Source organism: Actinokineospora bangkokensis (genome assembly GCF_001940455.1).
GTDB classification, from domain to species: Bacteria; Actinomycetota; Actinomycetes; order Mycobacteriales; family Pseudonocardiaceae; genus Actinokineospora; species Actinokineospora bangkokensis.
Genome location: NZ_MKQR01000009.1, coordinates 85,792 through 98,783, shown reverse-complemented (window position 1 = coordinate 98,783; position 12,992 = coordinate 85,792). Strand labels below are relative to the sequence as shown.

Sequence of the window (12,992 nt, the reverse complement as noted above, 5' to 3'; positions counted from 1 at the left end):
GTCGGGGTGGGTGCCCCGACCACGCGCGCCGGTGTCAGCCGCGGGCCTTGGCGGTCGCGCGGTCGTTGGCCTTCTGGATGGCCGCCACCAGCTCCTGCTTGGACATGCTCGACCGGCCGGGGACGTCCAGCTCCTTGGCCAGGTCGTAGAGGTGCTTCTTCGAGGCGTTGGCGTCCACCCCGCCCGCCGTGGGCCCCGGCCGCGAGGTCCGGCGGCGGGCCTGGTCGTCGGAGGGCCCCTTGCGCTCCTTGGGCTCCCAGTGGTCACCGACCTTCTCGAAGCTGTGCTTGACCGCGGCGAAGGCGGTGCGGTGCGCCCGCTCGCCCTCGCCGTAGGTGCCCACGGCCGAGTCGTGGGCCTTCACCCAGGTCTGCTGAGCCTTGCGCGACGAGCGCTCCAGGGTGCTGGGCAGTTCCTGCTTGCCGGGCATGCCGTCCTCCTCCGTCACGGGGCGTTCGGGGCGAACACCGCGCGCACGCAGTCGTCGTCCTTCTCCTTGAACAGGTCGTACCCCCGCTGGCCGTCCTCCAAAGGCAGGACGTGGGTGGCGAACTGCTCGGTGGACAGCTCCCCCGCGGCGATGCGGTCGAGCAGCATGGGGATGTAGCGCTGCCCGTGCTGCTGGGCGCCGCGCACGGTCAGACCCTTGTTCATCAGCGCGCCCAGCGGGAACTTGTCGACGAACCCGGTGAACACGCCCAGGATGAACACCGACCCGCCCTTGCGGCAGGCCTGGATCGCCTCGCGCACGGCGATCGGCCGGTCGGTCTCCAGCTTCAGCTTGCTCTTGACCTGGTCGTAGACGTGCTGCGGCCCGGGGCTGTGCGCCTCGCACCCCACGGCCTCGATGCACACGTCCGGCCCGCGCCCCGCGGTCATCTCCCGCAGCTCGGCGCCCACGTCGGTGGCGGTGTAGTCCAGGGTCTCCACGCCGAAGCGCTCGCGGACCATGTCCAGCCGGTAGCCGAAGCGGTCGATCACCACGACCCTCTCGGCGCCGAGCAGCTGCGAGGCCCGCGCGGCCATCTGGCCCACCGCGCCCGCGCCCCACACCGCCACGACGTCCCCGCCGGTGACCCCGCCCAGGTCGGCTCCCATCCACCCGGTCGGGGCGGCGTCGGAGGCGAACAGCGCGCTCAGGTCGCTGACGCCCTCGGGCACGGGGAACGCGGTCATGTCACCGAAGGGCACCCGGATGTACTCGGCGTGGCTGCCGCGGAACCCGCCCAGCGCGTGGGAGTAGCCGAACACCGCGCCGGGGTTGGACCCCCAGAGCAGCTGCGTGTGCCCGGGGTTGGTGTTGGTGTTGTCGCACAGCGACCACAGGTCGTGCTTGCAGTACCAGCACGAGCCGCAGCCGATGAACGACGCCACCACCACCCGGTCGCCCACCGAGTGCTTGCGCACCGCGGGCCCGACCTCGACGACCTCGCCGCAGAACTCGTGGCCCAGCACGTCCCCGGCCTCCATGAACGGCACGTGCCCGGTGAGCAGGTGCAGGTCGGAGCCGCACGAGGTGCTGTATTTGACCTTGACGACGATGTCGTGGGCGTTCTGGATGCTCGGGTCCTCCAGGTTCTCGACCCCGACCTTGTTCACGCCTTCCCAGCAGAGGGCCTTCACAGCCGACCGACCTCCTTGGCGTGCGCGTTGACCGCGGACAGCAGGCGCCCCGCCGGTCCCGGGTGGGTGGAGGGGTGGGCGTCGGGCTGGACGACCTCCCCGGTCTCGATGAGCGACTTCGCGTCGCGCAGCGCCGCCCGCAGCTCACCGGTGCGGACGCCGCGGCCGATGGCCTTGGCCATCAGTTCGGTGCCCTTGTCGCCGGGCGCGGGCCGGACAACCACCTCGACGCCGTCGCCGAAGCGGGCCAGCGGCTCGGGCAGCGACGCGCCCGTGGGCACGTCGGCGGGCGCGGCGTAGACGGTGACGCCCAGCCAGCGGGGCTGGTCGTCGTCGTGGGCGGGTCCGGTGCGGGACTTGCGGACCGCCCCGGCCACGGCCGCGGCGCCTGCCGCCATCACGGCGGCTCCGATCGCTCTCATGGTGGTCTCCTCGTCGTCGGTGGGTGCAGGGGGTGGGTTCGGGGGGTGTGGGGTCGTCACGGGCGTCCGCGCCGCGGGGTCTGCCCGGCGACCCCGTGGCGCAGCGGCGTGCCGGGCTCCGCGGCCGTGCCGGGCGAGGCAGGCGGGCGGCCGGGCTCGCCCGCCACCTCCGGCGGGCTCCCCTGGGTGCCGCCGGAGGGCCTGGCGCCCGCGCGCAGCTGCTCCAGGCGCGCCTCCACGGCGGTCAGCACCAGCGGGCGGTGGGCGTGGGCGCGCTCGTAGGCGTGCAGGTCGGCCAGCTCCGGTTCGTCGAGCGAGCGGATCCGGTGGCGCAGCGTCTCGACGGGCAGGCCGTCGTAGTTGGGCAGCGGTCGGTCGTCAGCGGCCATGTGGCATCCCTCCTGGGCCGCAGGCTGCCCACCGCGAGGGCCCGGAAACACCGGGGTGGAGGAGTTTGAGGTGGCCGTGCTGAGCAATACCGGGTACCGGTGGCCGCGGGCGCGGCCGCGACGAGGAGCAGGAGGCAGTGGATGCTCAGCCGCGACGAGGAGCGCAGGCTCGCTGAGATCGAGCGGCGCTTGGCCGAGGGTGACCCGGGGTTCACCGCGGAGCTGCGGGCGGCCTCGGTGGGCGCGCGGCGGGCCAGGCGGTCGCGGGCGGTGCTGGTGGCGTGCTGCGCGCTCGGTGCCGCGCTGTTCGCCCTCGGGGTGGCGGGGGGCTCGACCGAGCTGGTTTTCTGGGGCCTGGTGTCCTTCGGCTGCGCGGTGGCGGCCCGGCGGGTGGCCCGCCGGTCGACGGCGGGCGAGGGGGACGCATGATCGGTCGGTGTCGCGGGTAGGTCGTGGTTCGCGGGAGGTGGGCTGTGCAGACAGGTGGACTCGGTGCGCTCCTCACGGCGGCGGAGGAGGCCTCGCCGGTGGAGTCGGTGGACGTGACCGCGCGCGACCTGCAGGCGCGCTTCGCGGCTCGGGACGTGTCGTTCCTGCTGGTCGACATCGTCGGTGAGCGGGTGGTGCGGCTGGCCAGGACGCCGGACTCCGGCGACGGGCGGGGCTCGGAGCAGATCCCGCTGCCGGGCAGCCCCTACGAGCAGGTGCTGCACACCCAGCGCCCTTGGCGGGCCGCGGTCGACGGCGGGGTGCGGGTGGTGCTGCCGGTGACCAACCGCGGCGACTGCCTTGGCGTGCTGGAGCTGACCGTGCCGTCACTGGACGACGCGGCCTTGGCCGAGCTGGGCGAGGCGGCGCACGCGCTGGCCTACATCATCGTCACCGACCGCCGGTTCACCGACCTGTACCACTTCGGCGAGCGCACGACCCCGGTGAACCTGGCCGCGGAGATCCAGCACCAGCTGCTCCCCTCAGCCGACTGCTGCGAGGCCGCCCAGTTCACCATCGCGGGCGCCCTCGTCCCGGCCGACCAGATCGGCGGCGACACCTACGACTACGCCCTGTCCCGCGACGCCCTGCACCTGTCGATCACCGACGCGGTGGGCCACGACGTCCGCTCCGCCCTGGTCGCCACCCTGCTCGTGGCCGCCCTGCGCGGCGCCCGCCGCGCGGGCTGCACCCTCGACGAGCAGGCCGCCAAGGCCAACCAGGCCCTGCTGGAGCACGTGCCGGGCGCCACCGCCACCGGTCAGCTCGCCCGCGTCGACCTCACCGACGGCCACCTCGACCTGGTCAACGCGGGCCACTACCCGCCCCTGCTCCTGCGCGACGACCAGGTCAAACCCCTCGACCTGCGCGCCAGCATCCTCTTCGGCGCCGCCGAGGGCACCCCCTTCGAGGTCCAGCACGTCCCCCTCCACCCCGGCGACCGCCTCGTCCTGTTCACCGACGGCATGGTCGAACGCGACGCCGCCGCCGTCGACCTCGCCGACATCACCTGGCGGACCCGGGCCCTCCACCCCCGGGAAGTCGTCCGAACCCTCACCGCCGCCGTCAAGAAGGCCTGCGCCAACCACCTCCGCGACGACGCCACAGTCGCCTGCCTCGACTGGCACGGCCCCCGCACCAACCGCCAGGCGGCCACCGGCGCCGACACCACCACCGCCTCCGCCTCCCCCACCACCTGACTCCCTCCCCCAGCCCCCCACCCAACAGCCACCACCCCCGAGCACCCAACCCCCGCCCAACCCGCTCCCCAAAGAACCGGAGCACAACGCAACCGGCAGCCCGGCTACGCAAACGCCCGGGTGGGTGGTTCTGCTTGACAGGGGAAGGCGATCATGTGCTACCCACGGCGGGGGGTGGGGCCGCAGGCCTCACCTTTTCCCCACCCCGAGCACATGATCGCCGCAGGGGCCCCTGTCAAGCAGAACCACCCACCCGGGCACAGCCCCAAAATCCCGCGCTCTTTCCCGCCGCGCAGCGGCAACCACCCACCCCACAAGCCCAACTTCACGCCCACCACGTGTAAAACCCGCCCCACCGGGTAGTTCCCGCGCCGCCCACCCGTTGGAAGCGCCGTGTCTCCACTCCCCTGCCCCTGCCGCTGGAAGGAGGCAGCATGACCAGTTCCGTCCTCCCCGGGCGCCGCGGCGCGAGTGCGGCCCCGGGCAGCCAGGCGTTGCGCAACGGCAGGCGCGCCGTCGACCGTCACCTGTCCCGGGCGTCGGAGGCGGGCTGGTGCCCGGTCGCGGCCACCGGGGTGCTGCTGGACGCGGCCCGCCCCCAGGTGCGGCGGTGGCGGTGCGGGCCCGACGGCGCGGGGTGGCTGTGGTGGTTCGTCGACGGGGGCGGTACCGCGTTCGGGGCGTTGGCCCGGCCAGCGGCCCTGCGGCGCACGCGGGCGGGCTGGCGCCTCGACCGGCCCGGCGACGACCTCGTCCAGGCCGCGGAGCACCTGGGTGTGCCCGCCGTCGACCTGCTGTTCTGCCGCGACCGGGCGCACCGGTCCGGCCTCGACTGCGGCATCGCCCACTACGGCGGCGCGCACTGCCGGGGGCGCAAGCGCGCGGGCGTGTCGGTGGTGCCGGGCCTGGTGGCCGAGTACCTGGCGCCGCGGGTCGGGCCGACGCTGCCGGGCGCGGTGTTCCACTGGTCGCTGCCGCTGGAGGACGTGGCGCGCGCGGACCGGCCGCAGCCGCCGCTGCGCCCGTCGCCGACCGTGCGGGGGTGCGTGGCCGACTTCCTGGCCCAGCCCCAGTCCGGGGCCCGGCAGGTGGCGAAGGCGCTGGTGGAGCCGCTGCACCTGCTGCGGCTCGGTCAGTTCTCCGCCGCGCTGGCCGACTACGCCCAGCCCGCGCCGGACGGGGTGTTCACCGCCCTGCCCACCGACCGCGCGCTGTTCAGCGTCCCGTACCTGGCGCACGTGCTGCGCGGGCTGCGCCGCAGGCCGCCCGCCTACGCCGCCGACCTGCTGGCGGGCCGCGCGCCCGGCGACCCGCCGAACGGGGTCGGGGGTGTGGCCGTCATCCGGCTGTGATCGGCGGTTCGGCCCACAGCAGGTGGCGGACGCGCGGCGGTTCGACGGCCAGGTCGCGCGCCCGCTGCTCGACGAGCACGTCGACCCCGGTGCCGCGCTCGACGTGCTGGCGCAGGTGCTCGTGCCAGGTGTCGACGGTGAAGGCCTCCAGGTAGACCCCCGGCGCCCCCTGGTCGCGGAACAGGCCCCAGCGGGACGCCCCCGTGCGCCTGCGCGAGCGGCCGACGGCCCGCATGGCGGTCGTGAACGCCGCCGCCTCGGGATCGGCGACCCGCCACTCCACGGTCACCAGCACTGGTCCCCGGTCCGGGTCGTCGACCGGCGGCGGCTCGTCCCACAGGCTCGCGGGCGAGGTGTCGAGCCGCCGGTCGGTCAACGGCACCGCCCGCACCGCGACCAGCGCCGCGAGCACCATCGCGGCCGAGGGGACCACCATGGCCACCGCCAGCCCGAACCACCCGGCCACGGCCCCCCACACCACCGCGCCGAACGCCTGGCCACCCATGAACACCAGTTGGTAGTAGGCCAGCGCCCGAGCACGCGTCCAGGCTGGCAGCAGGAGCTGCGCGGCGGCGTTGAGCGTGGACAGCACGGCCATCCACCCCATGCCCGCCACCAGCATCGCCGGGACCACGACCGCGGTCACGGGCACCAGCGCCGCCAGCGCGACGACGACGGCGTAGGCGAGGGTGGCGCTGGTGATGACGGTGTTCGACCCCCACCGCCGCAGCAGTGCGGGCACCACGAACGCCCCCGTCACCGCGCCGACCCCGAGGCTGCCCAGCAGGACGCCGTACCCGCCCGCGCCGAGGTGCAGGGGGCCGCGGGCGAGCGCGGGCAGCAGCGCCCACAACGTGCTGCCGAAGGCCACGAACAGCGCGCTGCGCACCAGGACCCGGGAGAACAGCGGTGAGCTGCGGACGTAGCGGGCCCCGGTGCGCACGGCGGTGAGGACGTGCTCGGCGCCCAGCGGTCGGTGGTCCGCGGGGCGCCGCCACCGCCAGAGCACCAGCAGCACGCCCAGGAAGGACACGGCGTTGAAGGCGAACGCCGCCTGCGGCCCCGCGACGCCGATGAGCGCGCCGCCCAGCGCGGGCCCGATCGCCCGGCCGACGTTGACGTTGACGCTGTTGAGCAGCGCCGCCTGGCGGATCTCCGCCGGGGGCACCAGCTCCGGCTGGATCGCCTGGAACGACGGCATGGTGAGCGCCTGCCCCACGCCCATCACCGCGATGAGCCCCAGCAGCGACGCCGGGGTCGCCGCACCGGCGCCCAGCAGCAGCACCAGCGCCAGCGACCCCGCCAGCATCAGCGCCTGCCCGCTGAGCAGCACCCGCCGCCGGTCGAGGATGTCGCCCACCGCGCCGAAGGGCACCACCAGCAGGAACACCGGCAGGGTGGTGGCCGCCTGCACCAGCGACACCGCCAGCGCGCCGCCGCCGAGGTCGCCCATCGCCCACTGCGCGCCCACCGTCTGCGCCCACGTGCCGATGTTCGAGGCGAACTGCGCCGACCAGACCGCCCGGTAGGTGGCCCGGCGCAGCGGCGCCCACGTCGACGGGGTGGCGGCGGCCGGGGGTGGGGCGGTCTCGGGCGTCATCCGGTTCTGGTACCTCCCGCGCGCGCGGTAAAACGCCGCCACCACCCGCGCGCGGGGGTTGAACGCGTGCGCGCTGGGTAGAACGCCGGGACCTGCGACCCCGGGAGTGCTCCATGGCCACGGCGCCCACCGCGACCACGCCGGTCCCGACCCGCCCCTACCCGGCGCGGCGGGCGCCGCGCGGGTCGGCGTTCCTGGCGCTGCTGCGCACGACCGACCACAAGCGGATCGGGGTCATGTACCTGACGACCTCGTTCGGGTTCTTCCTGGTGGGCGGGGTGATGGCGCTGCTCATGCGCGGGGAGCTGGCGGTGCCGGGCATGCAGTTCCTCTCCCCCGAGCAGTACAACCAGCTGTTCACCATGCACGGCACCGTGATGATGCTGCTGTACGCGACGCCGAACGTGTTCGGGTTCGCCAACTTCGTGCTGCCGCTGCAGATCGGCTCACCGGACGTGGCGTTCCCCCGGCTCAACGCGCTGTCGTACTGGTTGTACCTGTTCGGCGGGCTCATCACCCTCTCCGGGTTCCTGCTGCCCGGCGGCGCGGCCGACTTCGGCTGGTTCGCCTACACGCCGCTCTCGGACAGCACCAACTCCCCCGGCCCCGGCGGGAACCTGTGGGCGATGGGCCTGGTCGTCGGCGGGCTGGCGACGATCCTGGGCGCGGTCAACATGCTCACCACCGTGGTGTGCCTGCGGGCGCCGGGGATGACGATGTGGCGGATGCCCATCTTCACCTGGAACATCTTCTTCACCAGCATCCTGGTGCTGCTCGCGTTCCCGATCCTCACCGCGGCGCTGCTGGGCCTGATGGCCGACCGGGTGCTCGGGGCGCACGTGTTCGACCCGGCCAGCGGTGGGGCGATCCTCTGGCAGCACCTGTTCTGGTTCTTCGGCCACCCCGAGGTCTACATCGTCGCGCTGCCGTACTTCGGCATCGTGTCCGAGATCTTCCCCGTGTTCAGCAGGAAGCCGCTGTTCGGGTACAAGGGCCTGGTCTTCGCCACCATCGGCATCACCGCGCTGTCGATGACGGTGTGGGCGCACCACATGTTCGCCACCGGGGCGGTGCTGCTGCCGTTCTTCTCCTTCCTGTCGTTCCTGATCGCGGTGCCCACGGGCATCAAGTTCTTCAACTGGATCGGCACGATGTGGAAGGGGCAGCTGACGTTCGAGTCGCCCATGCTGTTCGGCATCGGCTTCCTGGTGACGTTCCTGTTCGGCGGCCTCACCGGGGTGCTGCTGGCGGCGCCCGCGATCGACTTCCACGTGCACGACACCTACTTCGTGGTGGCGCACTTCCACTACGTGCTGTTCGGCACCATCGTGTTCGCCACCTTCGCGGGCCTGTACTTCTGGTTCCCGAAGATGACCGGCCGGATGCTCGACGAGCGGTTGGCTAAGCTGCACTTCTGGACGACGTTCCTCGGCTTCCACCTGACGTTCCTGGTGATGCACTGGCTGGGCAACGAGGGGATGCCGCGCCGCTACGCCGACTACCTGCCCGACGACGGCTTCACCGCCCTGCACGCCGTGTCCACCGTCGGCGCCTTCGTCCTCGGCGGGTCCGTGCTGCCGTTCATCTGGAACGTCCTGCGCAGCTACCGCTACGGCGAACCGGTGGAGGTCGACGACCCGTGGGGCCACGGCAACTCACTGGAGTGGGCCACCACCTGCCCGCCACCGCGCCACAACTTCACCGAACTGCCCAAGATCCGCTCCGAGCGCCCGGCGTTCGAACTGCACTACCCGGAGATGGTGCAGCGCTTCCGCGAGGAGTCCGTCCTGCACCGCCGCGCGGGCCGAGCCGCCCCCTCGGAGGTCGCGGCCGCGGGCACCCAGCCGGACGACCAGAGCCCCGAGACCGACCCGCGCGCCAAGTGACCGTCATCGCCCGGTAGCACCGTCGACCAGCTCGCGGAGGATGTCGGCGTGGCCTGCGTGCCTGCCCGTCTCCTCGATCATGTGCGCCAGCGTCCACCGCCACGACGGCGTGCGCCGCCCCGCCCGCGGCCCGGGGGCCGCCAGGTCGTCGCACTCCGCGATGGCCTCGTCCGCCTGCCTGGTCGTCTCCCGGTAGGCGGCCAGCACCTCCTCGGCGGTGGCCTGCGCGTCGGGGTGGAAGGTGGCTTCCCAGTCGCGCACAGTCGCCCCCAGCAACCAGTGCCGCTCGACCTGCGTCAGGTGCGAGATGAGCCCCAGCAGGGACGTGCCGGACGGCACGCCTGCGGCCCGCACGTGTGGTTCCGGCACCCCCTCGGCCTTGGCCGCGATCGACTCGCGCAGGTAGGAGAGCAGGCCCCACAGCACCTCCTTCTCGGACGGTCCCGTCGCCGGTGGGCCGGTGTCGCGCCTGCGCGCCATGTGCTCACTCCCCTGTGGACTCCTGAGGTCGTCCCCACCCTGGCACCGCCCGTGCCGATCGGCACATCAGCTTGCCGATCCGGCAAGCCAGCGGGTGCGGGCCGCAGGTGTCGGCGACCACCCGGGTACCCTCGCGGTGTGAACGGCCACTGGCACGTCGTGCTGCCACCTCCCGGCGCCTGAGCGGACGCCGACACCCGCACCCGCCCCGACCAGGGGTTCCGTCGTCGCGCGCCCGCGCAGTCCCCACCAGGACCCGACGACCGGAAGACGACCGTGCCACTCCGCACCACGCCCGCGTGGGCGCGCCTCACCGCAGGCCCCGCCCCCATCCTCACCGCCGCCGTCCTCTGGGGCACCACCGGGACGGCAGGCTCCCTGGCCCCCGCGAGCGCCCCACCCGCCGCCGTCGGCTGCGCGGGCCTCACCCTCGGCGGCCTCCTGCTGTTCATCACCTCCCGCGGCGCCCGCTCCCTGCCGCCCACCAGCTCCCGCCGAGACCGCTGGTCCTTCCTGCTGGGCGCCATCGCCGTAGCCGGCTACCCGATCACCTTCTACCCCGCCGTCTCCCGCACCGGCGTCGCCGTGGCGACCGTCATCGCCCTCGGCAGCGCCCCGGTCTTCGCGGGCCTGCTGGGCTGGGCCACGGGCCACGGCCGTCCCACCGGCACCTGGGTGGCCGCCACCACCGCCGCCATCCTCGGCTGCGGCCTGCTGGTCCTCGGCCCCCACCTCACCGACCACCCGACCACCGTCGACACCACCGGAACCGCACTCGCGGCCGCGGCGGGCTTCTCCTACGCCGCGTATTCGGTGATCGGCAGCCGCCTGATCGCCTCCGGCCACGAACCGGACCGGGTGATGGGCGCGCTGTTCGGCGCGGCGGGCCTCCTCGTCCTCCCGCTCGTGCTCACCCTCGACACCACCTGGCTCACGCGGCCCAGCGGCATCGCGGTGGCGACCTACCTCGCCCTGTTCACCGTCTACCTGGCCTACCGCTGCTTCGGCCACGGCCTGCGGCACACCCCGGCCCCCACCGCGACGACCCTCACCCTGGCCGAACCAGCCGTCGCCGCCACCCTGGGCACAACCGTCCTCGGGGAACGCCTACCACCGCTGTCCTGGTGCGGCCTCCTCGTGCTGGCCGCAGCACTGACCCTCCTCACCAGACGCCGATGACCACCACGAGTCCACCCCTCGATCTTCAGAGGGCAACCAACCCACCACCCAAGCGCCCTCTTCACCGCCCTGCGCAGCGCAAACCTGGCCCCCACCCCCGTCAGCTACCCTGGCACGGCCGCCCCCACCACCGGTCGAACCGAGGACGCATGAGCACCACCCGCAACCGCCTGTTCCTCAGCGACAACACCGCGGGCGCGCCCCCCGAGGTCGTCGCGGCCGTCGCGGCGGCGGCGGGTGAGCAGAGCGCCCCCTACGGCAGCGACCGGTTCACCGACAGCCTGCGCGGCAGGCTCGCCGCGGTGTTCGAGCGGGAGGTGGCGGTGTTCCCCGTCTCCACCGGCACGATCGCCAACTCCCTCGGCCTGGCCGCGCTCGTGCCGCCGTGGGGCAGCGTGCTGTGCCACCCGGAGAGCCACATCAACCTCGACGAGTGCGGCGCGCCGGAGGCGTTCACCGGGGGCGCGAAGCTCGTCGGCGTGCCCGGTGCGGACTGCCGGGTCGACCCGGGGGCGCTGCGGGAGGCCGTGCGGCGCGGGGCGGGGGACGCGCACTCGGTGCAGCCGAGCGCGCTCAGCCTCAGCCAGGCGACCGAGGTGGGCACCGCGTACTCGGCGGCGCAGGTGCGGGAGCTGGCGGGCATCGCCAAGGAGGCCGGGCTGGCCGTGCACGTCGACGGCGCCCGGTTCGCCAACGCCGTCGCGCACCTCGGCGCCTCCCCCGCGGAGCTGACCTGGAAGGCGGGCGTCGACGTGCTCTCCTTCGGCGCCACCAAGAACGGCACCATGACCGCCGACGCGATCGTCTGCTTCGACGGGGCCGCGGCCGAGCAGCTGGCGTTCCGGGTCAAGCGGGCGGGCCAGCTGGCGTCCAAGATGCGCTTCCACTCCGCCCAGCTCGACGCCTACCTGGCCGACGACCTGTGGCTGCGCCTGGCCCGCCGGTCCAACGGCACCGCGGCCCGCCTCGCCGGGGGCTTCAAGGCCGCGGGCATCGAGCTGCTGGCCGAGCCGCAGGCCAACATCCTGTTCGCCACGCTCCCCGACCGGGTGCGCGACGGGCTGCTCGCGGCGGGCTTCGCCTTCCACCACGACCGCTGGGCCCCCGGGGTCGCGCGGTTCGTCACCTCCTTCGCCCACACCGATGACGACATCGACGAGCTGATCGCCACCGTCGAGCGGGCTTGATCAGATTTCTCCCGCCGCCCACCCCCTCGTCCCCGCCCGGCATCGTCCCCGGCCTGGCACCACGGCTCACCCGGTGCCATCCCCGGCCTGGCACCACAGCTCACCCGGTGCCATCCCCGGCCTGGCACCACGGCTCACCCGGTGCCGTCCCCGGCCTGGCACCACAGCTCACCCGGTGCCGTCCCCGGCCTGGCACCGAGGCCGCTCGGCTTGCTCCTCGGCTTGGTGACCCGCCGCTGGTGAGCAGGAGGCGTGGGGCTGGGGTCAGGCCTGGTCTTGGCGTTCGACGCCCGCGGCCGACCAGCTCGCCAGGAGGTCGAGGGCGTGGCGGGAGGGCGACCCGGGTTCGGTTGTGTAGACGTACAGCGTCGTGTCGGGGTCGCCGGGCGGGTTGAGGGTCTCGTAGTCCACGGTCAGCTCGCCGACGAGCGGGTGGCGCAGCCGCTTGGAGCCGTGCGTGCGCTGGTGCACGCGGTGCTGCTCCCACCACGCGTCGAACTCGGCGCTGTGCTCGCGCAGTTCCGCCACCAGCGCGCGGGTGGCGCGGTCGTCCGGGTCGCGCCCGGCCTCGAAGCGCAGGCTCTCCACGGCGGCGCGCGCCTGGTCGGCCCAGTCGACGAACAGGGTGCGGGCCTCGTCGTCGAAGAACATCCAGCGGGCGTAGTTGCGCTGCGCGCGCGGCAGCGCGTCGAAGTCGGTGAACAGCGCCCTGGCCAGCCGGTTCGCCGCCAGCACGTCGGTGCGGCGGCCCAGCACCACGGCGGGCTCGCCGTCGAGGGCGTCCAGCAGCTGGTGCAGGCCGGGGCGCACGCGCTGCGCCCCGCGGGTGCGGCGGCGGGGGGCGCTGGTGAGGCCGATGAGGTCCTCCAGGTGCGCGCGGCCCGCCGCGTCGAGCCCCAGCGCCCGGCCGAGGGCGGCGATGACCGAGGGGGACGGGCTCGCGCGGCGCCCCTGCTCCAGCCGGGTGTAGTAGTCGGTGGACACCCCGGCCAGGCGGGCCACCTCCTCGCGCCGGAGCCCGGGGACGCGGCGCGCCCGCCCGTCCGGGGGCAGGCCCGCGCGCGACGGGTCGACCTGGCTGCGGGCGCGGCGCAGGAAGTCGGCCAGCTCGCGGTTGATCTCGGGCATGGCCCGATTGTCGCTGACGCCCGCAGGACGCGCCTGGGCCTGCGAGGACCTGGTTCAC

13 protein-coding genes are annotated in these 12,992 nt (G+C 74.1%); 6 read left to right on the top strand and 7 right to left on the bottom strand.

All coding sequences use genetic code 11. The features are described from left to right. Positions 1-34: 34 nt before the first annotated feature. Genes BJP25_RS08985 through BJP25_RS08970 form a run of 4 tightly spaced genes read right to left on the bottom strand, consistent with a single transcriptional unit; the run spans position 35 to position 2,434 of the window. Complete coding sequence (locus tag BJP25_RS08985) at positions 35-430, bottom strand: ChaB family protein (RefSeq protein ID WP_075974386.1); 396 nt, start codon at positions 428-430, stop codon at positions 35-37. Positions 431-444: 14 nt separating this feature from the next. Continuing rightward, positions 445-1,623: a zinc-dependent alcohol dehydrogenase gene (locus BJP25_RS08980; RefSeq protein ID WP_075974385.1), complete on the bottom strand. Its 1,179-nt coding sequence runs from the start codon at positions 1,621-1,623 to the stop codon at positions 445-447. Continuing rightward, positions 1,620-2,045: a hypothetical protein gene (locus BJP25_RS08975; RefSeq protein ID WP_075974384.1), complete on the bottom strand. Its 426-nt coding sequence runs from the start codon at positions 2,043-2,045 to the stop codon at positions 1,620-1,622. Before BJP25_RS08975 ends, BJP25_RS08980 begins: the two co-directional genes overlap by 4 nt. A gap of 56 nt (positions 2,046-2,101) precedes the next feature. Next, entirely contained in the window at positions 2,102-2,434 is a 333-nt protein-coding gene (locus tag BJP25_RS08970; protein WP_075974383.1) for a hypothetical protein, read from the bottom strand. A gap of 141 nt (positions 2,435-2,575) precedes the next feature. Here BJP25_RS08970 and BJP25_RS08965 point away from each other — a divergent pair, with 141 nt between their 5' ends. The 3 genes from BJP25_RS08965 to BJP25_RS08955 all read left to right on the top strand — a co-directional run bounded on the left by BJP25_RS08965 (position 2,576) and on the right by BJP25_RS08955 (position 5,474). Continuing rightward, entirely contained in the window at positions 2,576-2,863 is a 288-nt protein-coding gene (locus BJP25_RS08965; RefSeq protein WP_075974382.1) for a DUF3040 domain-containing protein, read from the top strand. A gap of 44 nt (positions 2,864-2,907) precedes the next feature. Continuing rightward, complete coding sequence (locus BJP25_RS08960) at positions 2,908-4,122, top strand: PP2C family protein-serine/threonine phosphatase (RefSeq protein ID WP_075974381.1); 1,215 nt, start codon at positions 2,908-2,910, stop codon at positions 4,120-4,122. Between the two features lie 434 nt (positions 4,123-4,556). Beyond that, positions 4,557-5,474 (top strand): hypothetical protein, encoded by a 918-nt coding sequence (locus BJP25_RS08955; RefSeq protein WP_075974380.1) that lies wholly within the window; start codon positions 4,557-4,559, stop codon positions 5,472-5,474. Here the strand turns inward: BJP25_RS08955 and BJP25_RS08950 are convergent. Next, positions 5,461-7,074 (bottom strand): MFS transporter, encoded by a 1,614-nt coding sequence (locus tag BJP25_RS08950; protein WP_075974379.1) that lies wholly within the window; start codon positions 7,072-7,074, stop codon positions 5,461-5,463. The genes BJP25_RS08955 and BJP25_RS08950 overlap by 14 nt on opposite strands. Before the next feature lie 113 nt (positions 7,075-7,187). On the opposite strand from BJP25_RS08950, the gene ctaD reads away from it, so the two are divergent. After that, positions 7,188-8,960: an aa3-type cytochrome oxidase subunit I gene (gene ctaD, locus BJP25_RS08945; RefSeq protein ID WP_075974378.1), complete on the top strand. Its 1,773-nt coding sequence runs from the start codon at positions 7,188-7,190 to the stop codon at positions 8,958-8,960. Positions 8,961-8,963: 3 nt separating this feature from the next. Here the strand turns inward: ctaD and BJP25_RS08940 are convergent, their stop codons facing one another. Next, complete coding sequence (locus BJP25_RS08940; protein ID WP_075974377.1) at positions 8,964-9,440, bottom strand: DinB family protein; 477 nt, start codon at positions 9,438-9,440, stop codon at positions 8,964-8,966. Positions 9,441-9,716: 276 nt separating this feature from the next. Here BJP25_RS08940 and BJP25_RS08935 point away from each other — a divergent pair, with 276 nt between their 5' ends. Together BJP25_RS08935 and BJP25_RS08930 are read left to right on the top strand one after the other, a co-directional pair. Next, positions 9,717-10,619, top strand: coding sequence for a DMT family transporter (locus BJP25_RS08935; protein ID WP_075974376.1), 903 nt, complete (start codon positions 9,717-9,719; stop codon positions 10,617-10,619). 149 nt (positions 10,620-10,768) lie between these two features. Continuing rightward, positions 10,769-11,806 carry a threonine aldolase family protein gene (locus BJP25_RS08930; RefSeq protein ID WP_075974375.1) on the top strand — a complete coding sequence of 346 codons (1,038 nt, stop codon included), beginning with the start codon at positions 10,769-10,771 and terminating at the stop codon, positions 11,804-11,806. Positions 11,807-12,070: 264 nt separating this feature from the next. On the opposite strand, the gene BJP25_RS08925 is transcribed toward BJP25_RS08930, so the two are convergent. After that, complete coding sequence (locus BJP25_RS08925) at positions 12,071-12,934, bottom strand: helix-turn-helix domain-containing protein (protein ID WP_075974374.1); 864 nt, start codon at positions 12,932-12,934, stop codon at positions 12,071-12,073. Positions 12,935-12,992: the final 58 nt, after the last annotated feature.